This is a genomic window from Bacteroides intestinalis DSM 17393, from assembly GCF_000172175.1.
Taxonomy (GTDB): Bacteria; Bacteroidota; Bacteroidia; order Bacteroidales; family Bacteroidaceae; genus Bacteroides; species Bacteroides intestinalis.
In genome coordinates, this window is the sequence record NZ_ABJL02000008.1 from 485,256 (window position 1) to 512,034 (window position 26,779).

A 26,779-nucleotide genomic window follows, 5' to 3' on the forward strand; every position below is an offset into this window, starting at 1 on the left:
CATCCTTCACTGATGAAATATAGTATATAAAAAGAAGCGTTGATAACATATAAATGTATCAACGCTTCTTTTTATAAGATAAATGTCAATCTCTCTCTTAAACCAACTTGACAAACAGTTCACCTTCTACTTCCTGAGTAGAGATTTTGTCTTCTCTCAACAACCAGCCAAGACCCAAGAACAAATCTTTGTCTACCAACTTAGTTGCTTTCTTGATTTGTTTAGCAGTCAAACCTTCAGTCTCATTCAGAGCACTCCAAATTTTTCCTGCAGTTTCACCAGCTTTTTCTTTTAACATTTTCTTCTTTTTTTTAGTTATACATGCTTTAATCCAACTTCTCTCATTGATGAGGTTCAGATTTTATTTCAGCGGCAAAGATAGTTATATTTATGTTATATAACACATTATTCTCTGTTTTTTTATGTTATATGTCATAAAAAGAGCATTTTTTCAGCAGGTCAGACCCAAAATATAACCTGTTTATATCAAACAGACGGTCTGTTTTCAAGATATTCCGCCCAGATACGGGCAGCTTCTTCTACCATCCTGGCACACGGACGTTTAGCATAATATTGTTCGGTACGTTCTTCGGGGGTAGACACTCCTTCCGGCTTCTTCAGCCCTAATAGTTCAGCACAAATTGTAGAACCGTTCCGTTTCTTAAACTCAGCAGCCAACTCCTGAACTACGGCATAATTGGCACCTTTTCCTTCACGATCCTTGGGATCAGTTGCCCCAGTCTCCAGCCCTGCAAGTAAAAACATACCGCATGCGGCTCCACAAGTCTGACGCATACGGCCAATACCTCCACCAAAAGAAGCTGCCATACGCGCTGCCTGTTCTTGTGTAAACCCATACATATCAGCAAAAGCAAGTACTACAGACTGGGAACAATTATAACCACTTTTAAAAAATCTACTGCTTTTTCTATTCTTTCTTCAAACATCGTTCCTCCCCCTTCCTCTTATCCTTCTATATCCAACAACATGGGGCAATGATCAGAATGTACAGCATCATTCAATATGCGCGCCTCTCTCAGCAACGGACGAACCAGTTCAGTCACCATACAATAGTCAATACGCCATCCTTTATTCTTTGCACGGGAATTAAAGCGGTAACTCCACCACGTATATTCCTGCTGTTCGGGATGCAATAGGCGGAAAGTATCAATAAAACCGGCATTTAGAAAACGCGTCATCCATTCCCGCTCTTCAGGCAAGAAACCACTATTCGTAGCATTTCGAATAGGATCATGGATATCTATCGGTTCATGACAAATGTTATAGTCACCACAAAGAATCAGTTTCGGACGCGATTTTCGTAACCCCGTCACATATTCCTGGAACTTCTCCAGCCATACCATTTTGAATGCCTGACGTTCATCACCGCTTGTTCCCGAAGGATGATAAACACTCACAACAGATATATCGCCAAAATCGGCACGGATAAAACGGCCTTCATTGTCATATTCTTCCATGCCCATACCATATTCCACATGGTCCGGTTCCCGCTTGGTCAAAATGGCAACTCCACTATAGCCTTTCTTCTGTGCAGAATAAAGATAATGCTTGTATCCCAATGCACTCAGTGCTTCTTCCGGATATTGATCCGGTTGCAATTTGGTTTCCTGAATGCATACTACATCAGCTTGTTCCTGTTCCAGCCATTCCGGCAAACCTTTGCCAACAGCTGCACGCAGCCCATTCACATTATATGTAATAATCTTCATATGATTGTTTATTTGATTTTATACTAGTTCAGATATCAGCAACATAATATTCAATACGGTAACGATTCCCGCAATAGCATAGAGTACAAAACTACTCCACTTACTATTAACATACTGCCCCATTACTTTACGCGAAGACGTTAGTCCCACTTGCAGAAAAACAGTAAATGGCAACTGAATACTCAGCACCATTTGCGAAATCAACAATCCCTTGAAAGGATCACCGATGAAAAATATCAGCAACAACGCAATGCCCAATGAAAGGATTACGCCCACCTGAGAGTGGCTATCCTTGATATGATAGGATTCTCCAAAGATACCGGCAAAAATAGAACCTGCCGCCATACCACTTGTAATGGTAGATGAAATACCTGCCATCAACAAAGCCAAAGCAAACACGACTGCAGCACTGTTTCCAAGTAGAGGCTCCAACAAAGACTTTGCCTGTTGCAGCTCTTCAACCTGAATACCACTTTTAAAGAAAGTAGCAGCAGCCAGCAATATCATGGCACTATTGATAGCCCATCCTACAATCATGGAGAAAAGCGTATCAAACAGCTCATACTTCAAGACCTTACGAATAGAACTGTCATCTTGCTTATTATACTCATGGCTCTGTATTACTTCCGAATGCAGGAATAAATTATGTGGCATTACCACTGCTCCCAGGACACTCATAATAATCAGCATACTTCCTTCCGGAAAAGCAGGTGTCACCCATCCTTCTACAGCTAGTGGCCAGTCAATCTTCACCAGGAACAACTCATAAATAAAGGATAACCCAATAACTGAAACAAACGCGATGATGGAACGCTCTATCTTCTTATATGAGTTCGTAAAAAGCATGATGACGACAAAGACGGTTGTCAATATGGCTCCCCATATAATGGGAATATCAAAAAGCATTTCCAGAGCAATTGCTCCTCCCAGTATCTCGGCAAGGGAAGTCGATATGGATGCCAACACCGCAGTACCCAGAATAGGACGGGAAACCCATTTAGGAGTATACTTCGTAGCAGCTTCCGACAAGCATAAACCTGTAACAATCCCCAAGTGAGCCACATTATGTTGCAATACAATCAACATGATCGTTGATAAAGTTACCACCCAAAGCAGGGAATATCCAAATTCGGACCCCGCCGCAAAATTAGAAGCCCAGTTTCCGGGATCAATAAAACCTACTGTAACAAGGAGTCCGGGACCAATATATTTAAAAACGTCCAGACCACCTAAATAGCGCTTATGATCCCTACGTTTCAAGTCTTTCAGAATATTTTTCATTGTTCGTTCTTTTTATGGCGTAAAATTACGAAATAATAACAAGCAAGCCACACATTCTGTTCAAAAAAGAAGCCCCCGGCATTGTACAATACCGAGGGTCAACCTATATATTTAAAAGTACAGGGATTTAGTTAGAATCCCATTTCATGCAGCGCCCTACATAACTGATCCGGACAAGAAGTCGGACGTCCTCCGCAACGAATTCCTTCCAGACGGGAAATCACATCATTTACCGGCATTCCCTTTACCAAACGGGAAATACCTTGCAAATTACCGTTACAACCTCCCCAAAATGCAATATCCGTTATTATATTATCTTCTATTTCCAATTCAATGTGAGAACTACATGTACCTTGAGTCTTATAAGTATACTTCATTACTCTTCACTTCCTTCCGGCTTCATGTTGGTATAAACCGTTTGCACATCATCAAATTCTTCAAGACGCTCTATCATCTTGTCAAGAGTCTCACGTTGCTCGGGAGTTACCTCCTTCGTATCGTTCGGGATATAAGTAAATTCACCACCGACATCCTCAAAGCCACATTCCTCCAAATGTTTCTGGATGGCAGCATAGCTCTTCGGATCACCATAGATAGTGATTGTACCTTCTTCTTCATCCTCTTCAAACTCATCATCTACATCGTAGTCAATCAAGTCAAGGATGAGTTCTTCCATATCTATGCCGTCTTTCTTCTTGAAAGTAAACATACATTTGTGGTCGAACAGGAAAGCCAATGACCCCATAGTACCCAAGTTTCCACCAAACTTGTTGAACACTGAACGTACATCAGCAACTGTACGGGTCGTGTTGTCAGTCAATGTATCTACGAATACAGCAATACCGTGAGGGCCGTATCCTTCATAAGTCATTCCTTTGTAATCGCTCTGATCTTTGCCTAACGCATTTTTAATAGCACGGTCAATGTTATCCTTCGGCATATTCTCACGCTTACAAGTAGCGATAACAGAACGCAAAGTCGGGTTATTTTCCGGTTCCGGGCCACCAGCCTTTACAGCAATAGCAATTTGTTTACCCAGTCTTGTAAAGGTCTTTGCCATGTGACCCCATCTTTTCAATTTGGCAGCTTTTCTATATTCAAACGCTCTTCCCATTGGAATAATATTTTAATGTTTAACTATTTAACTTTTAATTAATTATCGAAGTTTTGCATCCAGTTTATCTTCCAGATTCTTCACGAGTTTCGACATTATCTTATCGATCATCTTATCGTTCAGTGTCTGCGTTTCATCCTGCAACAGGAAGCTGACAGCATACGATTTTTTGCCGGCTTCAAGATTCTTGCCTTCATAAACATCGAAAAGAGATACTTCTTTCAGCAACTTCTTCTCAGTTTCATAAGCAATCTTTTCTATCTCCGCAAACTGCACCTTCTTATCGATCAACAAGGCAAGGTCACGTTTCACAGCCGGGAATTTGGAGATTTCCGTATAACTGATCTTTACAGAACGGATAGCTTTCATCAGCTCTTTCCAGTTCAGATCAGCGTAATATACTTCATTATCAATATCGAAAGCTTTGAGAATCTTCTTCGTTACGATACCGAATGTAGCAAGACGCTTTCCACCTTTAGTCTGTACAGACAAGGCAGTAGCATAAATATCGTCCACCAGATTACCTACTACCAGATTTCTCATATTCAGCCCTAAACGGAGGAAAATATTTTCTACGTATGCTTTCAATTCATATACAGAACTTTCTTCATCAGCATGTGCCCAAGAGTTGGATACTTTCTTACCCGTTACCCACAATCCGAGATGATAATTTTCCGTATAAGCAGCCAACGACTTTTCGGGATTCTTCTTTTCTGCATCGAAATAATAGCAATTTCCGAATTCGAAGAATTTCAAGTCGGCATTCTTACGGTTGGCGTTATGAGAGATACTTTCCAGACCACCGAACAACAAAGTCTGACGCATTGCATTCAGATCTGTACTCAACGGGTTCAGCAACATTACCAGATTCTTAGAAGGATAAGTTTCCATACCATCATAATAACCGGCGCGTGTCAGAGAATTATTCAAAATTTCATTGAAACCACAACCTACCAACTGTTCAGCTACCAAATTCTGTAACTTGTTAGATTTATCATGTTCGCCTTTCGTTGTCAAGCTGGACTTCAACGTAGATGGTATCTCTACATTATTATATCCATAAATACGGAGGATATCTTCAATAACATCACAATCACGTTGTACATCTACACGATAAGGAGGTACAGCCAGAGTCAATCCTTCTGCAGTCTCATTGGTTATTTTCATTTCCAGACTGGTAACAATACTCTTGATTGTCTCCACTGGAATCACCTTACCTACCAATGAATATACCTTCTCATAAGATAATTCTACGATGAAATCCTGAGCAGGAGCAGCACAAACATCTTTAATTTCAGAGGAAATAGTACCGCCGGCCAGTTCTTTCACCATCATGGCAGCCAGCTTCAGGCAATAAATAGTGATATTAGGATCAATACCTCTTTCAAAACGGAAAGAAGCATCTGTATTCAGCCCATGACGACGAGCCGTCTTACGGACCCATGTCGGATGGAAATAAGCACTCTCAATGAAAACATCCTTGGTGGTTTCCGTAGAACCGGAATCCAAACCGCCGAATACACCGGCAATACACATCGGTTTTTCCTTGTCACAAATCATCAGGTCACGATCGGATAATTTGCGTTCCACACCATCCAATGTGACAAACGGAGTACCTTCAGGCATTGTCTTTACCACTACTTCACCACCTTCAATTTTATCCGCATCAAAGCAGTGCAACGGTTGACCGAATGCATGAACAATGTAATTTGTGATATCTACTACATTATTTATAGGACGCAGTCCGATGATACGGAGTTTATTCTGCAACCATTCCGGACTTTCTTTAACCGTTACGCCTTTCACCGTTACCCCGGCATAGCGAGGGCAAGCCTCACTGTTTTCAACTGTAACTTTGATATCCAAATCATTATTTTCAACGGAGAAAGTATCTACAGACGGCCTCTTCAGAGAAGTCGGTTTATTATTTTGCACCAGATAAGCATACAAGTCACGAGCTACACCATAATGCGAACAAGCATCGGCACGATTCGGAGTGATATCCACTTCCAGCACATAGTCGCTCTTGATGTTATAATAATCTTTGGCAAGAGTTCCCGGAGCTGCATCAGCCGGCAAAACGATAATACCTGCATGATCCGTACCGATACCTATTTCATCTTCAGCACAAATCATGCCGTTAGACTCAATACCACGGAGTTTTGACTTTTTAATCGTAAAACATTCATCCCCATCATAGAGTTTTGCACCCAAAGTAGCAACTACCACTTTCTGACCGGCAGCCACATTCGGTGCACCGCATACTATCTGTACAGGTTCTCCCTGTCCCAGATTCACAGTAGTCACATGCATGTGGTCTGAATTCGGATGAGGAACGCATGTCAACACTTCACCTATCACGAGACCTTCCAGTCCGCCTTTAATTGTTTGCACTTCTTCTACACCACCTGTTTCCAGACCTATAGAAGTCAATGCAGCCGCAACTTCTTCCGGTGTCAAATCGAAATCGACATACTCTTTCAACCAATTATAAGAGATATTCATATCATTAATTTTTTATTGTTTCCAAAAGTGACCCGCAAAGGTAATAAGATTTTTTGGGTTGACAGGGAAAATATATCAAGAAATCTTTGATAGGATATATTCTTTTATTTGCTCCCAAGACTGATTCACAAACATATCAGGCATTGGCTCATTTTCTGCATCATCAAAATAAGCCAGACTTTTCATCGCCATGAAAATAGAACCATCATTATATTTCAATGAATAAAAACTCAGAATCTCATCCAAAGAGAAATGACGTAACAAGAATGCAATATCTATAAAATCCTTCTTAGTTCCCCGCCCTACCACCGCAGTTATTTTCATTGCAGCAATGTCTTTAAAACTAGCCATCCTGATTTCCTGTTTTAGTACCACTTCATCAAGCCACGGATATTTATAGTTCACAATATCCACTTTTATACCATCTATTAAATAAATATGTATATGAGGAGACTCTTTCAAAATAGTAAGAGTAGCAACACTCTTTATAGCATCAACCAATTCTTGAGTATCACAATTGATTGTGCCAAAGAAATCCAAATCAATAGATTTCCGATGCCCTAATTGCAAAGCAAGTGCTGTTCCTCCTACTAATCGTGTATCACGAAGTTCAGGAAGTTGCTGTAACTTTTTTAAAAGTTCCAGTGTTGAGGGTTCAATTGTCGATAAGCATAACATCTGAACTGTTCTTTAGGTGTTTTAGATATGGCAGAAATATAAGCTAAAGCACGAGGCTCTAAATCTCTCATTTCTTTCGTAACTTCAACAATCTTAAATAATCCGTAATACGACCGAAGCAAATTCCAGTCTTTCAGCAAACCATATTCCAACACTCTTTTTATGATATACTCAGAGTGCTTATCAAGGTCTAAATCTTCTCTCCGCACATCCCAAAACAGATGGGCGGAAAACATATTTATATATTGATTTGCAGACATTTTTAACCTTCTTTTTTGCAAAGATATGATTTTCTACTCAAAAAACATCCATTTCATAAACAAAACGACCTAGAATGGCAACGGTCCATCCGACCCCACCCCACCAAACGGATTATCTGTTTGAGGAGCGAACTCAGCTGGAGGCGGTATACTGCCATCACCTACCGCATTTATTTTGGAGCCATAAGTAGCTCCGCCTCCTTCTGCCGGATGCGGAATCACCATATCATCCTCCGGATTCTGGAAACGGGTATACTGACCGATAAAGCGCAAACGAACATCACCTACCGCACCATTACGATGCTTAGCAATAATAATTTCTGCCATACCACGCAAATCAGTACCATCTTGCGATGTATAGATTTTATAATATTCAGGACGATGAATGAAACATACCATATCCGCATCCTGCTCAATAGCTCCCGATTCACGCAAATCACTCAACTGCGGACGTTTACCTTCTTCACCTTCACGGCTCTCCACACCACGGTTCAACTGCGACAAGGCTATAATAGGAATATTCAACTCCTTCGCCAAACCTTTCAACGAACGCGAAATGGTACTTACCTCTTCCTGGCGGCTACCAAACGACATACCACTTGCATTCATCAGCTGCAGGTAGTCGATAATAATAATCCTTACTCCATGCTCACGCACCAGACGACGTGCTTTTGTACGAAGCTCAAATACAGACAAAGAAGGAGTATCATCCACATATAACGGCGCATCCAGAAGATCACGCAATTTATAGTCCAACTGTTGCCATTCATAATCCGCCAACTGTCCACTCTTGATTTTCTCACTCGGAATCTCGCACGCATTGGATATCAAACGATTCACCAACTGTACGTTGCTCATTTCAAGTGAAAACACAGCTACCGGATTGCGATAATTAACAGCTATATTCTTTGCCATAGAAAGCACGAACGCCGTCTTACCCATTGCCGGACGGGCAGCAATAATAATAAGGTCAGAATTTTGCCAACCTGAAGTCATTTTATCCAACTTGGTAAATCCGCTTTCCAAACCACTTAAACCATCTGTACGGGCAGCTGCTTTCTGAATTAATTGATACGCTTCGGCAATAACCGGATTAATCTGTGTATAATCCTTCTTCATGTTCTGCTGAGAAATCTCAAAGAGTCTTCCCTCAGCTTCCTGCATTAAGTCATCCACGTCCAGAGTCTCATCAAAAGCTTTGCTCTGAACATTGCTGGTAAATGTAATCAATTCACGAGCCAATGCTTTCTGCGCAATGATGCGGGCATGGTATTCAATATGTGCCGAAGAGGCAACCTTGCTACTCAACTGGGTAATGTAGAACGGTCCGCCCACCTCTTCCAGATCACCACGTTTAGCAAGCTGTTCTTTTACCGTGAGGATATCCACCGGCTTCTGATTCACAGCCAGATCGGTGATAGCGGAATAAATCAACTGGTGCCGGTGTTCATAAAAAGACTCCGGGCGAAGAATTTCACTTACCAATGAATAAGCGTCTTTCTCAATCATCAATGCTCCCAACACAGCTTCTTCCAATTCCGGCGCCTGCGGCTGTATACGTCCGTAATCAGTTACAGGCTGCACTTTTGCCTTGGAGTTACTTCGGGGAGTTCTTTTTTGTTCTGCCATTTTTAAATACTATGAATTATAAAGGGATGGCAAAGATAACGCTTATTAATCAAAATCATCCCTATTCTACCAAACAAAAAAAGAGCCATTTCCGAAATTCGAAAACAGCTCTTTACGTCTATATCAAACTTATTCTTAAATGGTCATTGCCTGACCGCCAATCACACCTGCAATGGCACTGGCTACGGCAATAATGACTTTCAATATCACATTCCAACTCGTTTTTTTCATAAGAGAAACTTTTTTAATGATTAATATTCAGCGATCAACAGACTGCGCAGTCTTTAATTTTTAATTCTTAATTCTTTAATTTCCAAAGCTGCTGGCTTTGGAAATTATCCCAGAGGATCGTCTTCTATTCCCCCATCACCCGAATTACCTCCTGAGCCACCATCTGAACCACCTCCTGATGGAACATTAGCTAAATTTTTCAGATAATCATCCAGGCTGACCAAATCCAGTTTTTCACCGGCACGGGTAGCAGTCTTGGTTATCTTCAATTCCCTGTTAGCCTGGAAGCAGATACGAACACTCTCCACACTCTTGGCGGTCACATCTTCAGTTTTATCTTCTCCCTTAGATTTTGCAGCCAGCATAAATACACCCAATCCTGCAATATTTACTGTTTTGCCTTCCAGCAACTGTTCTTTCAGCTTCTCCACGAAGTTCTGCATAGTACTCCGGATATCACCAATAGAAAGCGAAGAACGATCTTGCATCTTCTGGGCTATGAATGCCAAGTCTACACTCTGTCCTAAAGTTATTAACTGAGGGAAAAACTTTTTGGGAGAATTCTCAACCCGAGGGTCAGACGGTCTCTCTACCGTTCTAAAAATTACACTCATACTTTTTCATTTAGAGATTTAAATTCTGTTTTAATTCACTTTGTTGATCAACGTTGATGCAAAGATGAGGATTAAATCTCTAATAAAAGTAGGAAAATGAGCGAAGAGAGTAGTTTTTCTGAGAAAAGTTGTAAGTAGTTATAAATGAATATTATACCAAAACGCTATGATTTACTTTTTCAAACATGCCTTTATTTGCTCCACGATGTACGCTACGTCTTCATCTGTCACCCAAGGTCCGGCAGGAATACATAATCCCATATTAAATAAACGTTCTGAAATACCATTCACATAGCGAGGATTATTTGCATAGACAGGCTGAAGGTGCATAGGTTTCCACAAAGGACGGGTCTCAATACCTTTGGCATCAAGTTGCACACGAACTTCGTCATAATTAGTACCGGTCTTCTCAGGATCAATCAGAATCGTAGATAACCAATAGTTAGCATTGAAACGATCGTCAGGATTAGATTTCAGTGTAATGCAATCCACATCTTCAAAAGCTTTTGCATAAAGATCATGTACATGGCGGTGATGGGCAATATGATCTTCCAGCACAGTCATCTGACCACGACCGATACCCGCACAAATATTACTCATGCGGTAGTTATAACCGATCTTTTCATGCTGGTAATAAGGGAAAGGTTCACGGGCCTGAGTAGCATAAAACATGGTCTGCTTCTTTGCCGCTTCATCAGGAACGATTAACGCACCACCACCCGAAGTAGTGATCATCTTATTTCCATTGAAAGACAACACACCAAAAGTACCGAACGTACCACACTTTTGTCCCTTGAACTCGGATCCTAAAGCCTCGGCGGCATCTTCCAACACCGGAATGTCATATTTCGATGCAATAGCACAAATCTCATCAATTCTGGCAGGCATACCATAAAGATGAACCGGAAGAATGGCTTTAGGCTTTTTACCAGTTTTCGCAATTCTGTCTTTGATAGCCTCTTCCAGTAAAGCAGGGTCCATATTCCAAGTGTCTTCTTCACTATCGATAAATACAGGAGTTGCCCCCTGATAAGCTACAGGATTGGCTGAAGCACAGAAAGTAAATGACTGGCAGATCACTTCATCACCTGTACTGACGCCCAACTGAATTAAACCTAAATGGATGGCTGCCGTACCTGCCGATAATGCGACAACTTCCTTATTCTGTCCCACAAAATGTTTCAGATCTTCTTCGAAAGCATTGACGTTAGGTCCCAAAGGAACTACCCAGTTGGTATCAAAGGCTTCGCGTATAAAGTCTTGCTCCTTGCCGCTCATATGAGCAAGGCAAAGATAAATTCTCTTGTCCATGAAATTATATGATTAAAAGAAAAATGATAAATTGAAAAGTAAAAGGCTATTTTTGCCACAAGTAGTATGGGACAAATAGCCATTTAAGGATTTTATTACATTTTATAAACAATGATTTTAATACCATATCAGAAAAAAGAAGTGATCAAATATCAAGCACGCTTTTACTTAACTTCTATACAAAGGAAAGAAAGTAGATTCCCTATCAAAATTTATGTCCAACATAGCCCTTTCCTCTACCAAAGCATTATATATATTTTGGTTAAAGATCTGTTTCCCTATTGAAAACTGATAATCAGATGCACGATTAAATGCAGCCTTAAACTTATAGAGATTATCTTCATTAGATCCGATTCCACCTCCTAAATGAAAAGTCTTAAACCCTTGTTGACATCCCCAAATTGCAACCTTATACAACAGTAAATTACTAGGAGCTAAATTACGAAACTCACTTAATGAACCCGATAAATGATAATGCATTTGATTATTTGCAAAAAGAATGATAGACATTGCTATTATCTTATTATCATAAACAGCATAAAACATTTCATAATTATCAAATAAATCTTTATGGATAGAGTGATAAAAATCATTTTCAAAATAATAGTATTTATCCGCACCATCCTTGGTCATTGTTTCATTATAAATCCGTATAAAATCACCAAATAAAGAATTGGATTTAGCATGGAATATTTCAACTCCATTCTTTTCGGATTTACGTATCATATTACGATTTTTACTAGTAATATTCTGCCATATCATATCTTCAGAAGACAAATTCAAAGCAACAGTCTTACCCAAATCTATCACAGTTGATATTTCGCGCATATCCTTTGCATTTTTTAACACAGGATGATATCGAACAAAATTATCTACAATATTATTTTTAATCATACAGGAACAAAAATCTTTGTTGAAGCTCTCAAGATTTTCAAAAGAGATTTCCCCATTGAAAAGTACTCCACCATAACCGTAAGGAGTTATTATGTCATAGAAAATATTATTAATACAACGTTTCATATATACATATATAGCCCTTAAAGTAGAAGAAGTATAATATAGTAATTGAGGTTCACCATCTCCGTGAATATAAAAAGATTTCACATACCCACTTAAATAATACACATCATAATTAGGAAATGATTTAACTATTTCATCCCATGCTATTGGTTGACTAAGACTAATAATCTGTATCATATTAACACTTGTCTTAATTTGTATGATAATTCACGTACATCACCTTCAGTATAACGACCATCACAATGGATAGATAATATCCGCCCACTAATATCATTCACAGGAGGCTCCACTATTGTATCGCTTGGTATATTCCACAGTATCGCAGGATAAATAGCCGTTTGAATTAATTTCTTATAGACCAATTCTCGTGTTTTCATATTATCCATAATAACAATAAAGGAGAATGGATTACAAAACTCTTCTTCTGGAGATAAAATATTAATATCTTTTGAAAATGTATCTCTCAAATATTTCCAATTCTTCTTTTTGATATTATACCATGCATTAATATCAAAATGATTCAAATAATTTATAGACTCACTATCTATAAGAGAAAAAGGAAGGGATGATAAAATCTCTTCCGTATTTATAAATTTTGTTCTGAATTCATTCTTTAAAGTTCCTTTTCCCTCCAAGTATGTACTTTTCTGCGCCATTGCTTCCCAGCGTATTTTAGCAATTGAGCAATTTTCTGACGTTAAAATTGGCTTTTTTTCTATTGTCTTACTTTTAGGAGACCATAACATTCCCCCTTCCGCAATTGGAAGGGACTTTCGTAATGAAGCTATGCACCAATCAGCATTACTATATAAAGCCCAATGCCCTAATAAATCATGAGAATGATCTTCTATAACTGGTATTGAAATATTTTTCTCATCCCTATAATTCCTTAACCCAAAATAGTTAACTCTAAATAGCACATCTCCAGTTTCAAACTTTAACTTTGAGATACTATTTATATCATCACAAGTTGGATAATCTACATAGTAAATAATTTCAACTCCTGTAGTCTTTATTGTTTCAATCACCTCATAGCAAAAATATTGTGGCATCCAAATGCGCTGCCACCCATTTTGTTCTATCAAAGCTTTTATACATTGACGACCATTGGCATAAAATAAAGCATTAGGATATATTCTTTGTAAAGAAGCTCTATTAGAAAAGTAATCGTCCAACAAATGATAATCAGAACCAAATTCTCTCATATTTCAAAGAATTTAGCCATAAGGATTACATCTTGGTATTTACCATCTTTATATTGTTCACGTTTTAATAAACCTTCTTGCACAAATCCATTCTTAATATAAAGAGATAATGCCGTCTTATTAGTACTTAAGAGCGATAAAGTAATTTTTTGAACATTTAGCTGATCTCTCGCAAATGAGATCATAGCTTCTGTACATAATTGCCCAACTCCTCTTCCTTGATATTTTTCATCTGCAATCATTATTGCATATTCACATTTTCTAATTCTATAGTCAATATTATACAGTCCGACATGGCCTACTATATGTTGGTTTTCAATATCCTCAATCAAAAACAATACTTCATCAAGCTTAGAATTATGATAATCAATCCATTTGGAAATATCTTCTATAGAATAGAATGTATTAAAGCCCCCTAATAAAGAAGCAACTTTAGCATTATTCTTCAATATAAACAACTGATCCTTATCTGAAGAATTAGCTTTTCGTAATCTAATAGTATCATTCAATAAAATCATAAATGTAACCTTTCCATAAAATTTAGATCATCTACATCTTTCATATCACTAGCTCCATCACCTATATCAGACTTTGTTAGAACTTTTTTAATAGTCATTCTAACAATCTTAAGATCAAGAGTAAAAGAGCAATGATCTACATACCATACATCATATTCAAACTTCTTACTAAACTTTAAAAGGTTACGTCCTTGGCACTGCGCCCAACCTGTAATACCCGGACGAACTTCATGTCGACGGGCCTGCTCTTCAGAATAAAGAGGAAGATATTGCGGAAGTAAGGGGCGAGGACCTATCAAGGCCATATCGCCTCTCAACACATTAATCAATTGAGGCAATTCATCAATAGAAGTGGAACGAACGAGCCTTCCTATTTTTGTCAAACGTTTCTCATCCGGCAATAAGTTGCCATCTTCATCCCGTTCGTCAGTCATTGTTTTGAATTTGATGACTTTGAAAAGTTTTCCATTCTTTCCTGGACGTTCTTGAAGAAAGAAAGCGCCTGCACCCTTATTTGCAAAATGTAACCAGATTGTAATAGCTAATAATATTGGCCAAATAATTATTAATACCCAAAAAGCAATGATAAAATCAATCAGTCGCTTAAAATAATGTAAATACATAAATGATTAATGAATTCTATTAATTTATATATTATAATACTATATATTGATCTGCATTCTTATAGGTATAATGAGATGCTGCATTTAGGGCATTTTTCGCCAAACAAGCCTTATATTCTTTATCTTCTACTAACCGATTAATATAACAAATCATCCGTTCAACCTCATCTTTCTCAAAACATTGACCACAATGTTCTTTCTCCACCAACAAACCTATTTCTGACTTTTTGGGAGCAATACACAACAAGGGTGAACCAACAGATAGAATATTGTAAGTCTTACTAGGTACACTAACAAATGCTGTATCCTCCGTCAATGTCACAACAGACAAATCAGCCGCACACAGTGAATACTTCATTTTATTTGCTGGTTGCCAATCTAAAAACGTGCAATTACTTAGATTATATTGGTTTGCCAAATCCATTAATTGAGATTTCTTTCCGCCATTACCTATAATCATAAAATAAATGTCCTTAGTCTCCTTAAGTTTACGAGCTAATTCCAATATAATCTCAACATTATGTGTATAACCGATATTACCAGAATACATAATTACAAATTTCCCTTGTAATCCATGCTCTTGTATAAAAGGATTATCTCTTTTAAGAATTGGAGTCTGAGAATTTGTAGAACTCCAATTGGGTATTACTCGGACCAAAGATTCATCTACATATTGTTTTAATAACTCCTTCATTCCACCACTCAAGGTAAAAATTCGTATGGCATTTTTATATAACCTTACATTAATTTTCGCCCAAAATTTATAAATTAAAGTATCAGATGATATCTTCATATTTCTAAGTGCATCTGGATAAATATCATATACAATAATTATATATTGATTATTCAATAACAAAGATGCAAAATAGGTAATAGGCGGATTAGTAACATAAACAACCAAAGCATTTGGAAACTTAAATAATAAAACAAATAATATTTGCATAAAACCAACAATCCAAGTAAGAATCCTCATAAAGACAGACGATTTATTATAAGATATTATCTTACATACTTTAGCGTCAGAAGACAATTTTCGATCATATTCTTCCACCCTTCCCGTTATGAGTGTTACATCTTTATAAACCTTACAGTATGCATTAACAATATCAACTGTCAAATAACCTGTTGACTGATTTATTATAACCACTTTATTTATATTCATTTTCATCTTAAATCAACGCCTAGCTTTGTCAATACCATACAGCAGTACAAATCAATCAATTTTATTTAATGTAACTTTTCCGATACAACTTCCTCACAAAACTCATGTCATGGGCTAACATGATTCTTACTAATTCAGGAAAGCTGGTTTTTGTCGGATTCCAGCCAAGTAAAGTTTTTGCTTTAGTTGGATCACCTAACAATTGTTCGACCTCACAAGGACGAAAATACTTAGGATCTATCTCTACAAGAACTTTACCACTTTTTACATCAATCCCCTTTTCATGAATTCCTTCACCTTCCCAACAAAGTTCAATGCCAACCTCTCGAAAAGCTAAAACAGCAAATTCACGAACAGTATGCATCTCACCAGTAGCTATTACAAAGTCTTCCGGCGTATCATGTTGAAGGATGAGCCACATACACTCTACATAATCTTTCGCATATCCCCAATCACGGCAAGCATCAAGATTACCCAAATACAATTTGTCTTGAAAACCTTGAGCGATACGAGCTGCAGCTAAAGAAATTTTTCTTGTCACAAATGTTTCACCACGTCGTTCACTCTCATGATTAAAGAGAATACCGTTCACGGCAAACATATCATAACTTTCCCGATAATTCTTTGTAATCCAGAAACCATATTGCTTGGCTACCCCATAAGGACTACGAGGATAGAAAGGAGTAGTTTCTTTCTGAGGTACTTCTTGAACTTTACCAAAAAGTTCAGAAGTAGAAGCTTGATAAATTCGCGTTTTCTTCTCCAAACCAAGAATACGAACAGCTTCAAGCATACGAAGTGTTCCTATAGCATCAGCTTCAGCCGTATATTCAGGAACATCAAAAGATACTTTTACATGACTTTGCGCAGCAAGATTATAGATTTCATCAGGCTGCACCTGCTGAATTATACGAATTAACGAACTACTATCAGTCATATCTCCATAATGAAGATTTATCAGACGATCTTTCTTCATGTCACGTACCCATTCATCCAAATAAAGATGCTCAATACGACCTGTATTAAAAGAGGAAGAACGGCGAAGAACACCATGAACTTCGTAACCTTTATCAATTAAAAACTCAGCAAGGAAAGACCCATCTTGACCAGTAATGCCAGTTATTAATGCTTTTTTTCTCATTAGTCTTTATTATTTAAAGTATTTCTAATTTACAATATATATTCTGTAGCTATATTTTAAGTATTTTTTCAATATAAATTGAGCACTCTGGTGCTTTTAACCCCTTAAAGATAAAGGACTTTTTATTTTTCTGCTGAACCATAGGTTGTCAGGACTTCCTTCATCCCTTCGCTCAAAGTGTATATCTTCTCTGCCTTTTTATAGAGGTGTATTTTCAGCATTGCCCATGTTTTATAAATAAAGTTTTTCACTTGTACCAATTGTCTTAAAAACATCAGGATAGATGTCATACTCCACAATACGAAACTTGTTATTCAAGAGTAAAGCTGAGAAGCAAGCTATTGGCAGATTGGTATAATAGACAACTTCACAATCTCTATACTTGAAGAGTAACTTGAAGAATACCTACGTGAATGCCAAGAGCCAAGTTGCCATTCTCTTTGCGCTACTTGACCTATTGTATCTACATATTTTCAATATTCATCTTCGAACTAACAGGTCATCCACCACAAGGAAACCAGATGATTAATTCACAAGAACATTCTTTTTCATCATTTTTTTAATTTCCTAATATCAAGCATCCATGGCAGATATTTCACAATAACCAAGCTTGCTATATACGCCCCAATTAATGTAAGGCTAAATACTAAAAATACCCCCCAAGGGGACACTTCAGGATAAAATCTTTTTATAATAGCAGATAATGTGATTGGCAACGCACCACTCATGAAATAGAAACAGATGCTATTTCGACCAACAAATGTGAGAGTTTTTATCTGTGGCAACTGTTTACAAAACCAGATTAATATAACAGATCCAAGGAATCCGAAAAAGTAGCCTAATACATCCATATCACCCATTGAGACCATAAATCTTGGAGCAACTGGACAGAAATAAGCTATATACAAATAGAGTGCTAAAAGAAGCAGGATGGTGTGTTTGTTGATAACTCTATCAAACCATGTCTCATATTTCCAGTATAAGGCTCCTAATCCCAAGAAGAAGCAGGCTAGTATTCCCCTGCTAACAAAAAATGGTTCGCGATGTAGGTGGAAAATTTCTATGTCATAAAGATATATGCCTATAGAAGATATTATTCCTAGAGCTACGACATAAAACCCAATATTTTTCCTTCTAGTTACCAAAAGCAAGGCAATAATCACCTCAGCAATCAGAAGAGCAGATGTAAACCAATAGGTGCCTGCTCCTACTGTCTCAATTAAGAGTGCATTAAATTCAAACGCCCTGTGAGTTATCATAATCTTCGGTAAAAACTCAATTGATGAGAATATTATCATGGGGATATACAGCCTATATAGAATACTAAATATCAGCTTTTTACCATCCCCTATTATATATTGAGCCGAACCTGCTTCAATGGCAGGTTTATTAAGTTGCTTGCGGAAAAGTAAATATCCGCTAATCAAGAAGAAAGCATTTACATAGAATCCGCACAAAAATTGATTGATTTCGCCGAGTTTCAGACCATAATAGTTTTCTGTATGCACAAACAGCACAGTAATAATACTTATCGCTTTTGCCACATTTACCCAATTCAATTCTTTCTTTTCTTGCATATCTCCTCTAGTAATGTTGAAAGATTATCCATACTGTCAAAAACCTCTTCGCGCTCTATTTCATATTCCCTTCTAGAAATATTGTTAAGTTGCTCTATTGTCAGCTGGCTGAGCGAATTGCGTATTGCCTCTTCTGTCGAAGAGTCTATGCTGATGCCACAACCATAGCTTTCTATCTGTTCAGCAAGAAAAGTCCCCTTAGTAGCAATCAGCGGACGACAGAAAAAGATACCTTCATACAATTTGTTTGGATCCAAAATAGTTTCGTTGAGCGATTCTACTCCATATGTCACTACCACAATATCTACAGAATTATAAATATGTTCGAAATCATCGGGATTTTTGAAAGCACCAAACAATTTGATATTCGGGTACAATTCCATCATATCATCAATAGCTTTCTGGGTCGATTCCACATTTGCCACTCCATGGAAGTGAAACTCATGCTGAGGAAAATATTTTCCTATGGTCCGAGCAAAACGCATCATTGAGGTGTAACGTATCGAACCCACAAATGAAAATATAAAGTGGTCATCTTTCAGGTTGAGCGGTTTGCGCTCCACACCAATAATCTTACGGTTTACCTTGTTTGGCTGAACAATAAATCTTGCCTTTGGCTGGTTAAGGAAACCCCTGAAACCTTCAGATGTCAGCAAAGTAAATTGAGCATTCTTCACAAGATTACGGTCAATAGCCCGAAGCAAAGGACGGACTTTACCAAAAGCAGGAAAGCCGTATGCTATATCCGAAATCTCGTATGCATATGGAACACCTTTCATACGAAGGAAGATGCTCTCGAAGTAACCAAAGGAATAATAAAGGCAACTCTGCCCCTTGTGTTCCTTTACAACACGAGCAATATCTCGCTTTACGGTTCTAATCTTTTCAAGATACCCATCACCTTTCGACATCTGCCCTAAGACGGTCACCGGAATTTTAGCAGAAAACTTATTGCAGTTGTACTGCACTCTATCATATCCGTACACTTCTACCTCATATCCGAGGGCTGCTATAGATTCCACTCTGCGGATTGCTCGAGGTTGAGAGAGTGAACTAACTAAAAAAACTATTTTGTCGTACATCTCTTCTTTATTTTCTTTTTGCTAATGACAGATCCACTAAATCACCCATCTCTCGCAGAAATTGGGATGTATAGAAATTCATAAATCCACCAGCTGACGAAAAAGTCATCTCGCCGAAATATGGTTTGCCATCAACTTCATACAAATCCACCCTAACCTGAGGTATTCCACATGAAAGTTTTGAGACAATCTCAAGCATTTTGTCTAATGACACAGGTTTTGGCAAATCTGATTGGGCTTGTTTATAATGTGAAGTAAAAACGCTACACTCATCGTGTCGTTTCCAATCCAGGTCATAGGTAGCCACCTCAACAGACCCTTGATGTCTATTGAAACATGCCCATATATGATGAGGTTTTCCATCAAAACACCAAATTTTGTAGTCTATCAGCGTGTCTGTTTCTATCGGCTGTTTCTTGCAGTCAAGCACTTCTTCGGCTATCATACAAGGTTTCATGGCAGCATAGTGGGGCTCGCCATTTGTCTCGCTAAACGATTTTGAGAGCAATGCAGAATACTTCTTAACTGTATTTTCTATATCCAGTTTGTTTTTGTCTTTACAAACAAGGATATCACCACTTCCGTTATTTGTTTTCAAAACAAAGGAATCCGGAAGAGAATCCCAATCCACATCCTCTGCTTTTTCCCAAACACCATATAGTTTCACAAGAGTATCATCAAGCCCTTTTTCGTGAATATATTGACGAACACGATATTTGTCAGCACACAATGTCCACAAACTCGTGTCAGAATTAAACTTCAGCCAGTTGATTTTCTCGTTCAAATCTTTTGGCCTGAACCAGTTCAGTGGCTTATGGAAATGATAGAGAAACTGAAGACTAGTAAGGAGTCTTGGACTTACACAATTAAAAAAAGATTTAACATTCATAGTTATAAACTATTTGTATCAAACCATTGCTCTTTTTCTTTGTCGAAGAGATGATATGATTAACGCCATTAAAAACCATAAAGAATCATTTGCCCAAATATCGCCTCCCGTAAAACTTCTTGGAAAAACGAGGCAGACGTACATAATAATTATATTATGATTTAGGCCGGATGTTCTACGAATACCATTTATAGTTTGCGAGAATAGATAAAGAATAACAAGGCTACCCAATATCATTCCATATGTAACGAAAATGCTTAAGTACATACTATGAGCAAGTTCTTGTATTACCACTTCATCACCGGCAATACCAAGACCTAAAAAAGGATCATTTAGGACTATATCCCACAACTTGTCATGAATCTCATTTCTGCCTGTAGTAATATCTACAGTATCTGCATTTATCAGATAATACAGGGTGCGACTGCTAAGACCAAAGGAGTCAAGCATCCCTCCAACAAAAGAAAGTATTTCTTTAAAGAAAGATAATACAATCAAAACAAAAGAAACAAAGAACAGTTTGATGGCGACTCCAGATGAACTCTTCCTTTTCGAATTGAATAATATTTTTATCGAAACAAAGAAAGCAATGGCTAAGAACGGATTTCTTGATCCATATATAAATATCACTACAGAACCAATAATTGCAGCAATAAGTGCCAGCTTGTTTTTTGAGTCGAAATACGCATTTAACTGCCAAAGTACAGACAAAAGCAGCACATTTGACATAGTCATAGAATACGTACTCCACTCAGAAGTGGTAGTATGACCTATCACGTTGATAATCCCAGCATATAATACGCCACTCAAAGTTATCAGGAAAGAACCTTTGGTGAAATAATCACAAAGATATTCAAAAGTCAACAGTTTGCTTACAAGCAGAAAGGTAAAGAAGCAAGCTACAAGTGCTCTAAGAATAGTAGGCTGAATGTATTTTACGTTTTGAGAGCAAAACATATAAGTAAACAAATAGGTCATTCCCACAAAAAACAATACACCTATAGTTTGCACAGGTATTCGCAATTTCCCCGTTGTTAACAAGGCATACACATACATCAGCAAAGAACCACCCATAATTACAACATTCAACATATCGTTTATCTCATAAAAGAATGGAAATCCTTGCACCAGGATATTCTTACATCCTTGAGCTATCACCTGAAAGGTTACAACAAAAGAGATTAATTTATTTGAGTCCTTCATTGGATATAAATTCAGCACTATTAATCATTCTTTAGTTCTTTCAGCCATTGGGCATAAACCACATCAAGTGAAAAACGTTTTATACTCTCTACTGCTTTCATACTCATTTTCTCTCTCTTCACTGGATTGTTCATCAACGAATCAAGCATGTTAGCAAAAGCATTGTTATCAAATGCTGGAACTAGATAACCATTCTCACCATCCTGAATGAGCATAGGAGCCGGACTGAAAGCGTTATTTAATATAGGCACACAACCTGCCCGTTGAGCCTCCAACGTTACAAGTGAAAAAGATTCATGAACACTTGTGACACACAAAATTGAAGACTTTTTGTAATATTCCTCAGGTTGCACTCTACCGCAAAAAGAGACTCGTCGCAGACCTAACGATTTTGACAATTCTTTCATCTCTTTCCATGATGGTCCATCACCCAACATCAACAGACTCCAATCTGGATGTTTGGATTCAACCTGTTTCCATATACGCAACATATTGTCAGGTCGTTTAACAGAATAGTCAAATGTACCTACCCAAACAACTGTCTGTTCCTTACACTGTGGCTGTTCAATATTTATATCTGTACAGTTAGGGATGACGCGTACTTTTTCAGAAGATATAATACCACACATTCGATACAGTTCTGACTGTTGTCCATCACACAACAACACAACTCGATCACTATTCTGGACGGTTGAGAGGTAGTGCTTGCGATACTTACAGATATAAAACGTAGTCATTATGGACGCTATAAGACGAGTTTTCATCAAATAAAAAAGCCATCCAAAACCTTTTGTTTTTAAAAGATACTCTTTTTGGTAAGCTCCATTCAATACTGGAGTAAGAATAGAATTATGAAAACATGACACTAACAGGAAATCTACTTCTTTTTTGCATAAAGCAAGAAATTGAGCACTATGATGGTCAAGGGCACATTGGTTGATTATTACATCTACCTGATGCTCTTTTATAAAATTAACAATATATCTGATATTCTCATCAGCAAACAACTTAGATGATGGCAGGAAACTCTGCCAACTGCAATATTTCTGCCCTTTATGCTTGTCTTGCGCTCCAATATACCAGACATTATTGCCTTTATCAACGAATAATGCACCCAGAATAGCTGTTATACGAGAAATGCCTCCTAATGTAGGCACTATGCCATTACTATGAAAAAATACTATATTCATTGCAGTTTTTTTAGCAATTCATTAAAATCCATTGTGATGAGATACAGTTTGTTGAGAGTCCTGTTATCAACATCCTGAGCAGTATAGTAGAGAAAGAATCTGCCATCCACAACTCCGGCAGTAGGCTTATATATTCCCACTTTTCCACAGGTCTCATTAGTCATAAGCGGTCTCTTAAAAAAACGGAAATGTACTCTATCCTTACTCTCCGCAAGACAAATATCAGCATTACACTGGTTGCTCTGTACGATTGCGAAAAGCTTCCCTTCACACTCAAAGAAATCAATATGCCAAGGGCGGTAAAGAACATTCTTATCTTCAAATTTTACCGTACCTTCTAAATAAAACTTTCCGTTCACCTTGTCACACGACCATTGAGCAATGCCATGAGCCTTCTGTTGACTCCAGAATCCCATCAAATCAGATATGAAAATTACAGGATTGATGATCTTCCGCAAAAAAGCAGGCAGCCGTTTGATGGTCTTACTATGAAATGTGATATGTGTGGCAAGACAACGATATGTACCATCTTGTTCTTTTATAAAAGCAGGGCTTGTTTCTGGGTCGATTTCTGCATCCTTAGTTCCCACAACGGGACCGAATACTTCTCCAATTCCATCCTCAAACACTTCCGCTCCAAAAGTAGCTCTTGTAAATCCGTTTATATCGCACCTACCTGTAAAATTCTCACGCCAAAAGGCATATAACTTCTTGTCAGCATAGAGCAAAGCAGGATCCGAGTTGTATCCTTTTGTAGGCTGCCCTTGCACCTGATACGCTACTATCCAGTGTGTAGGAGGGTTGTTCGTTTCATTGTCTCCATAACAGAGTATTGGGTTCTCTGTCTTGTCGTTAGCAGCATAATAAGGCGTATAGACCATCCACCACTTATGACCAAGATAACCTTCAGGAACATACCGCACACAAGGATGCACCACATCTCCACGATTGCTTTCCTCCTTAAAAGGGGTATGTGTGCACAACTCCCCTGGGGGCATCGTACCATATTCTAAACGCCCGCAAACCTTATATTGAAATTTGCGGTATGCTGATAATAAGTCTCTTGATATACTCATTATCTTAATGCCTTTTTTAGAAACTCTCTTGATGGCATACGGAGTTCTTGCAGTCTGGAATTAACATCCTTCCAATCAATATTTTTTTGTACCTTGTTCAGAGGTAGTAAAACTAGCCTATCTGTCAGATTCAATTGCATCAATAAATCTTTGGATCGCGAATCTACTTCATCGCTAATTGATACAACATTAAACGGACGATTAAACATAAGAGAGAATGCTGTACCATGGAAGGATGTTGTAATAACAAATTGTGCATATTTGAACAAGCTAACAAATTGTGTAGGATTCTGCAGTTCCTTTGATATAGAGAATTTACCTTGACTACATATATAGAGTCGCGAATTCTTAATTTCCACTATATCCCATCCTGCTCGAGATGCTATTTGTTTTGCATATTCACTAATCAACGCATCTTTAGTTCGGATCACTTGGTAAACCAAAACATACGTTTTTTCCAAAGGCATTTCGTCTGCGATCAATTCATCAAAGAAATCAACTCCTGCCATGAGAGTCGGATCTAAGACCTTTTCTATTTTTTTATTTGGTATCTGTGTTTGCAGATAGCCTTGCAATTCTTTTTCTCTCACACTAATGAAATCGAAAGACTCAAGTAATTTAGCATTCTCATTAGAATAAAAAGAATCGCCCATATTTTCGGCAGCTGAACCAGCATATGAAATCAGTTTCGCACCATTTCTGTCAAACTGTCCCCAATATAAATTGTCAATTCCACCAGTAAAACAGACACTCCATACCTGATCACTTCCTACAATATAAGCATCCATACGTGGAAGATCGCCTGAAGACAGAACAATGTCGGTCATTGGAAGAACTTTATTAATATATTTCCAGAACATTTCTCTTTTCTTGTACCTAGTCAAAAGAGAAGGCAACATGAGCAAGTTAAGCACTATTCTTTTAATCTTCTTTAGGAACCCCGGAACGTTTATTGGTGCATATAATATACCCATTCCTTTGGGCTTATAGTCCACAATCTTTGCATCATAACCCTGATTAATTAGATATTGGATCAATGCATAAGCCTGAAGGATAGCGCCATAATTTGTGGCTCTATGAAATGTCAATATACCAATTTTCATATTAAATAGTTTTTCCTAAAAGTAATTTATACAAGAAAAGGATGTATGTCTGAAGACAAAATAGTATCTTCTGTTCTTTGTTGTAGGAGGAGCGTATTTGCCTTTCATCCTTTTGAAACTTAAGCTATACACATCCCTATAGATACTATCTCGCACATCTAGCCGCTTAAGAGAATGTGATAGCTGATGATTAGTATTTACTGTTTTCAATAAATCCTTCTTTTTTTAAAAAAAGTATCATATAAATATTAATTAAAAGTCTCTTTACTTTCTGAATAATACTTGGTACGTTTATCGGACGGAATAAAGATGCCATTCCTTCTGATTTGCAATCAATAAATTCAGTTTCATGAGCTAAGCTTTTGGGATAAGATACAAGTGCATATGCTTGTAAAATCGCACTACAATTTGTAGCCCTATGGAAAGTTACTATTCCTATTTTCATTTTAATGTTCTTTGAATAATCCACTTATATGCAAACGGTATGTAGGTTTGGACTATTGCCAGCACTTTCTGTCGTATAGTAGTAGGTGCAGCATATTTAGACTTAAATTTCCAATAGCTCATTTTTTTTGCATCGTTATAAATTTGGGAACGACTCGATGGCTTTTTAAAGGGGATAGAAAGTTGATGATTGATTTCAGCCTCATATTGCAAATCTAGATATGTATAAAAAAAATTCTTTTTCACCATACTCCATAAATAAGTTCCATTTGGATTGTTTACAATTATCGAAGACTTACTTTCGTTAGGGTGAAAATTTGGATATAACTTTGCAGAATCACAATCGCCGATAGTAATATCTCCTACTCGATTTAAATTTGCATAATGACACTGATAGCATGATAATCTGAATGACTCACCTTTCATAAAGGTAGCAAAGTAAGGATCATAACTTGACGAATAAAGGCGACTCATATTTTGCTCTTCTATTGATAGAATGAAAGAACTCTTACCCTCATTACTCATGGGGTTTCTCCACCTAAACCTTACATCGCTTAATCTTTCAGGATGCTTACAATAATGCTTTAAATCTTTTAAAAAAAACAATGGACTAGGAACTCCATGGCAAATAAGATCTAAAGTATAAAGATTTGATGGGCGTTTTCCCAAAAAAGAGTAAACAGCTGCTACTTGGCATGGAGTACCACAAAATAAAACAGTTTTCTGCTTATCCTTAAGAATTCCTTTGATTTTTGGCAAGCAATCTTCTAAAGAGCTTTGAACATATTTCGATCCCTGACATTTCTTAATATCAGAATAATCTTGAGTGATAATATGCCTTACAGTTCCTTCTACGAAGGATGCTGCGCACACATAGGCATTTCTCTCATTTACTAAACTTTTTGCAACTATTCCAAACACCCCTCCTGAAGCTGATATTTTCTTTATATTCGCATCTTTTGTAAGTACAATATAAGCTTGCTGATTATCTATTGTTTGTACTTCCTTTGTTTGTGGACAAACATTCAAACATGCCCCGCAATCCACACAATTATAATTTACAAAAGGCTGAATAAAACCTTCATCATCCGCCTTTAACGAAATTGCATCCTTTTTGCATATATAGAAGCAGTTACCACAGCCACAGCAGTCTATTCCTATTTTAGAAATATTTTTAAACATAAATTTCTCGC

General features: G+C 37.6%; 27 protein-coding genes and 1 pseudogene. All 28 read right to left on the reverse strand.

Going from position 1 to position 26,779, the window contains the following annotated elements; genetic code table 11:
• Positions 1 to 97: 97 nt before the first annotated feature.
• The 28 genes and pseudogenes from BACINT_RS11495 to BACINT_RS11630 all read right to left on the reverse strand — a co-directional run bounded on the left by BACINT_RS11495 (position 98) and on the right by BACINT_RS11630 (position 26,768).
• Positions 98 to 298: a winged helix-turn-helix domain-containing protein gene (locus BACINT_RS11495; RefSeq protein ID WP_007213746.1), complete on the reverse strand. Its 201-nt coding sequence runs from the start codon at positions 296 to 298 to the stop codon at positions 98 to 100.
• A 188-nt stretch (positions 299 to 486) separates the two neighbouring features.
• Positions 487 to 947, reverse strand: a pseudogene (locus tag BACINT_RS11500) (C-GCAxxG-C-C family protein).
• Between the two features lie 18 nt (positions 948 to 965).
• The gene (locus BACINT_RS11505; RefSeq protein ID WP_007663166.1) at positions 966 to 1,730 is read right to left on the reverse strand and encodes an exodeoxyribonuclease III; all 765 of its coding nucleotides are present in this window, start codon (positions 1,728 to 1,730) and stop codon (positions 966 to 968) included.
• A gap of 18 nt (positions 1,731 to 1,748) precedes the next feature.
• Positions 1,749 to 3,011: an Nramp family divalent metal transporter gene (locus BACINT_RS11510; protein WP_007663167.1), complete on the reverse strand. Its 1,263-nt coding sequence runs from the start codon at positions 3,009 to 3,011 to the stop codon at positions 1,749 to 1,751.
• Between the two features lie 131 nt (positions 3,012 to 3,142).
• On the reverse strand, positions 3,143 to 3,388 hold the full coding sequence (locus BACINT_RS11515) for a TIGR03905 family TSCPD domain-containing protein (protein WP_007663169.1): 246 nt from the start codon (positions 3,386 to 3,388) through the stop codon (positions 3,143 to 3,145).
• On the reverse strand, positions 3,388 to 4,125 hold the full coding sequence (locus tag BACINT_RS11520) for a YebC/PmpR family DNA-binding transcriptional regulator (protein ID WP_007663170.1): 738 nt from the start codon (positions 4,123 to 4,125) through the stop codon (positions 3,388 to 3,390). The genes BACINT_RS11515 and BACINT_RS11520 overlap by 1 nt, the downstream gene beginning before the upstream one ends.
• 42 nt (positions 4,126 to 4,167) lie before the next feature.
• Positions 4,168 to 6,630, reverse strand: coding sequence for a phenylalanine--tRNA ligase subunit beta (pheT, locus tag BACINT_RS11525; protein ID WP_007663172.1), 2,463 nt, complete (start codon positions 6,628 to 6,630; stop codon positions 4,168 to 4,170).
• 75 nt (positions 6,631 to 6,705) lie between these two features.
• Positions 6,706 to 7,308: a nucleotidyl transferase AbiEii/AbiGii toxin family protein gene (locus tag BACINT_RS11530; protein WP_007663174.1), complete on the reverse strand. Its 603-nt coding sequence runs from the start codon at positions 7,306 to 7,308 to the stop codon at positions 6,706 to 6,708.
• On the reverse strand, positions 7,263 to 7,568 hold the full coding sequence (locus BACINT_RS11535; RefSeq protein ID WP_007663177.1) for a DUF6922 domain-containing protein: 306 nt from the start codon (positions 7,566 to 7,568) through the stop codon (positions 7,263 to 7,265). Before BACINT_RS11535 ends, BACINT_RS11530 begins: the two co-directional genes overlap by 46 nt.
• Positions 7,569 to 7,637: 69 nt before the next feature.
• Positions 7,638 to 9,197, reverse strand: coding sequence for a replicative DNA helicase (gene dnaB / locus BACINT_RS11540; RefSeq protein WP_007663179.1), 1,560 nt, complete (start codon positions 9,195 to 9,197; stop codon positions 7,638 to 7,640).
• 135 nt (positions 9,198 to 9,332) lie between these two features.
• Positions 9,333 to 9,428 carry a smalltalk protein gene (locus BACINT_RS24195; protein WP_021968105.1) on the reverse strand — a complete coding sequence of 32 codons (96 nt, stop codon included), beginning with the start codon at positions 9,426 to 9,428 and terminating at the stop codon, positions 9,333 to 9,335.
• 104 nt (positions 9,429 to 9,532) lie between these two features.
• On the reverse strand, positions 9,533 to 10,042 hold the full coding sequence (locus tag BACINT_RS11545) for an HU family DNA-binding protein (RefSeq protein WP_007663183.1): 510 nt from the start codon (positions 10,040 to 10,042) through the stop codon (positions 9,533 to 9,535).
• A 171-nt stretch (positions 10,043 to 10,213) separates the two neighbouring features.
• Complete coding sequence (locus BACINT_RS11550) at positions 10,214 to 11,353, reverse strand: DegT/DnrJ/EryC1/StrS family aminotransferase (protein ID WP_007663184.1); 1,140 nt, start codon at positions 11,351 to 11,353, stop codon at positions 10,214 to 10,216.
• 168 nt (positions 11,354 to 11,521) lie between these two features.
• Entirely contained in the window at positions 11,522 to 12,550 is a 1,029-nt protein-coding gene (locus tag BACINT_RS11555) for a lipid II:glycine glycyltransferase FemX (RefSeq protein WP_007663185.1), read from the reverse strand.
• Positions 12,547 to 13,578 (reverse strand): hypothetical protein, encoded by a 1,032-nt coding sequence (locus tag BACINT_RS11560; protein WP_007663186.1) that lies wholly within the window; start codon positions 13,576 to 13,578, stop codon positions 12,547 to 12,549. The genes BACINT_RS11555 and BACINT_RS11560 overlap by 4 nt, the downstream gene beginning before the upstream one ends.
• Complete coding sequence (locus BACINT_RS11565; RefSeq protein ID WP_007663187.1) at positions 13,575 to 14,096, reverse strand: GNAT family N-acetyltransferase; 522 nt, start codon at positions 14,094 to 14,096, stop codon at positions 13,575 to 13,577. Before BACINT_RS11565 ends, BACINT_RS11560 begins: the two co-directional genes overlap by 4 nt.
• Positions 14,093 to 14,719 (reverse strand): sugar transferase, encoded by a 627-nt coding sequence (locus tag BACINT_RS11570; RefSeq protein ID WP_007663188.1) that lies wholly within the window; start codon positions 14,717 to 14,719, stop codon positions 14,093 to 14,095. The genes BACINT_RS11565 and BACINT_RS11570 overlap by 4 nt, the downstream gene beginning before the upstream one ends.
• A 31-nt stretch (positions 14,720 to 14,750) precedes the next feature.
• On the reverse strand, positions 14,751 to 15,881 hold the full coding sequence (locus BACINT_RS11575; protein WP_232288761.1) for a glycosyltransferase family 4 protein: 1,131 nt from the start codon (positions 15,879 to 15,881) through the stop codon (positions 14,751 to 14,753).
• Between the two features lie 61 nt (positions 15,882 to 15,942).
• A complete protein-coding gene (gene gmd / locus BACINT_RS11580) occupies positions 15,943 to 17,022 on the reverse strand; it encodes a GDP-mannose 4,6-dehydratase (RefSeq protein WP_007663190.1) in 1,080 nt (359 codons plus the stop codon).
• A 551-nt stretch (positions 17,023 to 17,573) separates the two neighbouring features.
• Entirely contained in the window at positions 17,574 to 18,599 is a 1,026-nt protein-coding gene (locus BACINT_RS11590; RefSeq protein WP_007663194.1) for an acyltransferase family protein, read from the reverse strand.
• A complete protein-coding gene (locus BACINT_RS11595; protein WP_225710405.1) occupies positions 18,578 to 19,621 on the reverse strand; it encodes a glycosyltransferase family protein in 1,044 nt (347 codons plus the stop codon). The genes BACINT_RS11590 and BACINT_RS11595 overlap by 22 nt, the downstream gene beginning before the upstream one ends.
• Positions 19,622 to 19,688: 67 nt before the next feature.
• On the reverse strand, positions 19,689 to 20,570 hold the full coding sequence (locus tag BACINT_RS11600; RefSeq protein WP_007663196.1) for an ATP-grasp fold amidoligase family protein: 882 nt from the start codon (positions 20,568 to 20,570) through the stop codon (positions 19,689 to 19,691).
• Positions 20,571 to 20,588: 18 nt separating this feature from the next.
• On the reverse strand, positions 20,589 to 21,773 hold the full coding sequence (locus BACINT_RS11605) for an O-antigen ligase family protein (protein WP_007663197.1): 1,185 nt from the start codon (positions 21,771 to 21,773) through the stop codon (positions 20,589 to 20,591).
• Between the two features lie 20 nt (positions 21,774 to 21,793).
• The gene (locus BACINT_RS11610; RefSeq protein WP_007663198.1) at positions 21,794 to 22,963 is read right to left on the reverse strand and encodes a glycosyltransferase; all 1,170 of its coding nucleotides are present in this window, start codon (positions 22,961 to 22,963) and stop codon (positions 21,794 to 21,796) included.
• Positions 22,960 to 24,039, reverse strand: a complete 1,080-nt coding sequence (locus BACINT_RS11615) for a hypothetical protein (RefSeq protein WP_007663199.1) — start codon at positions 24,037 to 24,039, stop codon at positions 22,960 to 22,962. Before BACINT_RS11615 ends, BACINT_RS11610 begins: the two co-directional genes overlap by 4 nt.
• Positions 24,039 to 25,142 (reverse strand): polysaccharide pyruvyl transferase family protein, encoded by a 1,104-nt coding sequence (locus tag BACINT_RS11620; protein ID WP_007663200.1) that lies wholly within the window; start codon positions 25,140 to 25,142, stop codon positions 24,039 to 24,041. The genes BACINT_RS11615 and BACINT_RS11620 overlap by 1 nt, the downstream gene beginning before the upstream one ends.
• A 190-nt stretch (positions 25,143 to 25,332) precedes the next feature.
• Positions 25,333 to 25,587 (reverse strand): hypothetical protein, encoded by a 255-nt coding sequence (locus BACINT_RS11625; protein ID WP_007663201.1) that lies wholly within the window; start codon positions 25,585 to 25,587, stop codon positions 25,333 to 25,335.
• Positions 25,584 to 26,768, reverse strand: a complete 1,185-nt coding sequence (locus tag BACINT_RS11630) for a Coenzyme F420 hydrogenase/dehydrogenase, beta subunit C-terminal domain (protein ID WP_007663202.1) — start codon at positions 26,766 to 26,768, stop codon at positions 25,584 to 25,586. The genes BACINT_RS11625 and BACINT_RS11630 overlap by 4 nt, the downstream gene beginning before the upstream one ends.
• Positions 26,769 to 26,779: the final 11 nt, after the last annotated feature.

What these genes read in the sequence shown, in the direction of transcription:
- BACINT_RS11495 (WP_007213746.1), bottom strand. Translation starts at nt 298, where the DNA reads ATGTTAAAAGAAAAAGCTGGTGAAACTGCAGGAAAAATTTGGAGTGCT.
- BACINT_RS11565 (WP_007663187.1), bottom strand. Translation starts at nt 14,096, where the DNA reads ATGATTTTATTGAATGATACTATTAGATTACGAAAAGCTAATTCTTCA.
- BACINT_RS11510 (WP_007663167.1), bottom strand. Translation starts at nt 3,011, where the DNA reads ATGAAAAATATTCTGAAAGACTTGAAACGTAGGGATCATAAGCGCTAT.
- BACINT_RS11575 (WP_232288761.1), bottom strand. Translation starts at nt 15,881, where the DNA reads ATGAATATAAATAAAGTGGTTATAATAAATCAGTCAACAGGTTATTTG.
- BACINT_RS11535 (WP_007663177.1), bottom strand. Translation starts at nt 7,568, where the DNA reads ATGTCTGCAAATCAATATATAAATATGTTTTCCGCCCATCTGTTTTGG.
- BACINT_RS11610 (WP_007663198.1), bottom strand. Translation starts at nt 22,963, where the DNA reads ATGAATATAGTATTTTTTCATAGTAATGGCATAGTGCCTACATTAGGA.
- BACINT_RS11570 (WP_007663188.1), bottom strand. Translation starts at nt 14,719, where the DNA reads ATGTATTTACATTATTTTAAGCGACTGATTGATTTTATCATTGCTTTT.
- BACINT_RS11545 (WP_007663183.1), bottom strand. Translation starts at nt 10,042, where the DNA reads ATGAGTGTAATTTTTAGAACGGTAGAGAGACCGTCTGACCCTCGGGTT.
- BACINT_RS11550 (WP_007663184.1), bottom strand. Translation starts at nt 11,353, where the DNA reads ATGGACAAGAGAATTTATCTTTGCCTTGCTCATATGAGCGGCAAGGAG.
- BACINT_RS11515 (WP_007663169.1), bottom strand. Translation starts at nt 3,388, where the DNA reads ATGAAGTATACTTATAAGACTCAAGGTACATGTAGTTCTCACATTGAA.
- BACINT_RS11560 (WP_007663186.1), bottom strand. Translation starts at nt 13,578, where the DNA reads ATGAGAGAATTTGGTTCTGATTATCATTTGTTGGACGATTACTTTTCT.
- BACINT_RS11590 (WP_007663194.1), bottom strand. Translation starts at nt 18,599, where the DNA reads ATGCAAGAAAAGAAAGAATTGAATTGGGTAAATGTGGCAAAAGCGATA.
- BACINT_RS11620 (WP_007663200.1), bottom strand. Translation starts at nt 25,142, where the DNA reads ATGAAAATTGGTATATTGACATTTCATAGAGCCACAAATTATGGCGCT.
- BACINT_RS11505 (WP_007663166.1), bottom strand. Translation starts at nt 1,730, where the DNA reads ATGAAGATTATTACATATAATGTGAATGGGCTGCGTGCAGCTGTTGGC.
- pheT (WP_007663172.1), bottom strand. Translation starts at nt 6,630, where the DNA reads ATGAATATCTCTTATAATTGGTTGAAAGAGTATGTCGATTTCGATTTG.
- BACINT_RS11605 (WP_007663197.1), bottom strand. Translation starts at nt 21,773, where the DNA reads ATGAAGGACTCAAATAAATTAATCTCTTTTGTTGTAACCTTTCAGGTG.
- BACINT_RS11625 (WP_007663201.1), bottom strand. Translation starts at nt 25,587, where the DNA reads ATGAAAATAGGAATAGTAACTTTCCATAGGGCTACAAATTGTAGTGCG.
- BACINT_RS11615 (WP_007663199.1), bottom strand. Translation starts at nt 24,039, where the DNA reads ATGAGTATATCAAGAGACTTATTATCAGCATACCGCAAATTTCAATAT.
- gmd (WP_007663190.1), bottom strand. Translation starts at nt 17,022, where the DNA reads ATGAGAAAAAAAGCATTAATAACTGGCATTACTGGTCAAGATGGGTCT.
- BACINT_RS11600 (WP_007663196.1), bottom strand. Translation starts at nt 20,570, where the DNA reads ATGAATGTTAAATCTTTTTTTAATTGTGTAAGTCCAAGACTCCTTACT.
- BACINT_RS11520 (WP_007663170.1), bottom strand. Translation starts at nt 4,125, where the DNA reads ATGGGAAGAGCGTTTGAATATAGAAAAGCTGCCAAATTGAAAAGATGG.
- BACINT_RS11555 (WP_007663185.1), bottom strand. Translation starts at nt 12,550, where the DNA reads ATGATACAGATTATTAGTCTTAGTCAACCAATAGCATGGGATGAAATA.
- BACINT_RS24195 (WP_021968105.1), bottom strand. Translation starts at nt 9,428, where the DNA reads ATGAAAAAAACGAGTTGGAATGTGATATTGAAAGTCATTATTGCCGTA.
- dnaB (WP_007663179.1), bottom strand. Translation starts at nt 9,197, where the DNA reads ATGGCAGAACAAAAAAGAACTCCCCGAAGTAACTCCAAGGCAAAAGTG.
- BACINT_RS11530 (WP_007663174.1), bottom strand. Translation starts at nt 7,308, where the DNA reads ATGTTATGCTTATCGACAATTGAACCCTCAACACTGGAACTTTTAAAA.
- BACINT_RS11630 (WP_007663202.1), bottom strand. Translation starts at nt 26,768, where the DNA reads ATGTTTAAAAATATTTCTAAAATAGGAATAGACTGCTGTGGCTGTGGT.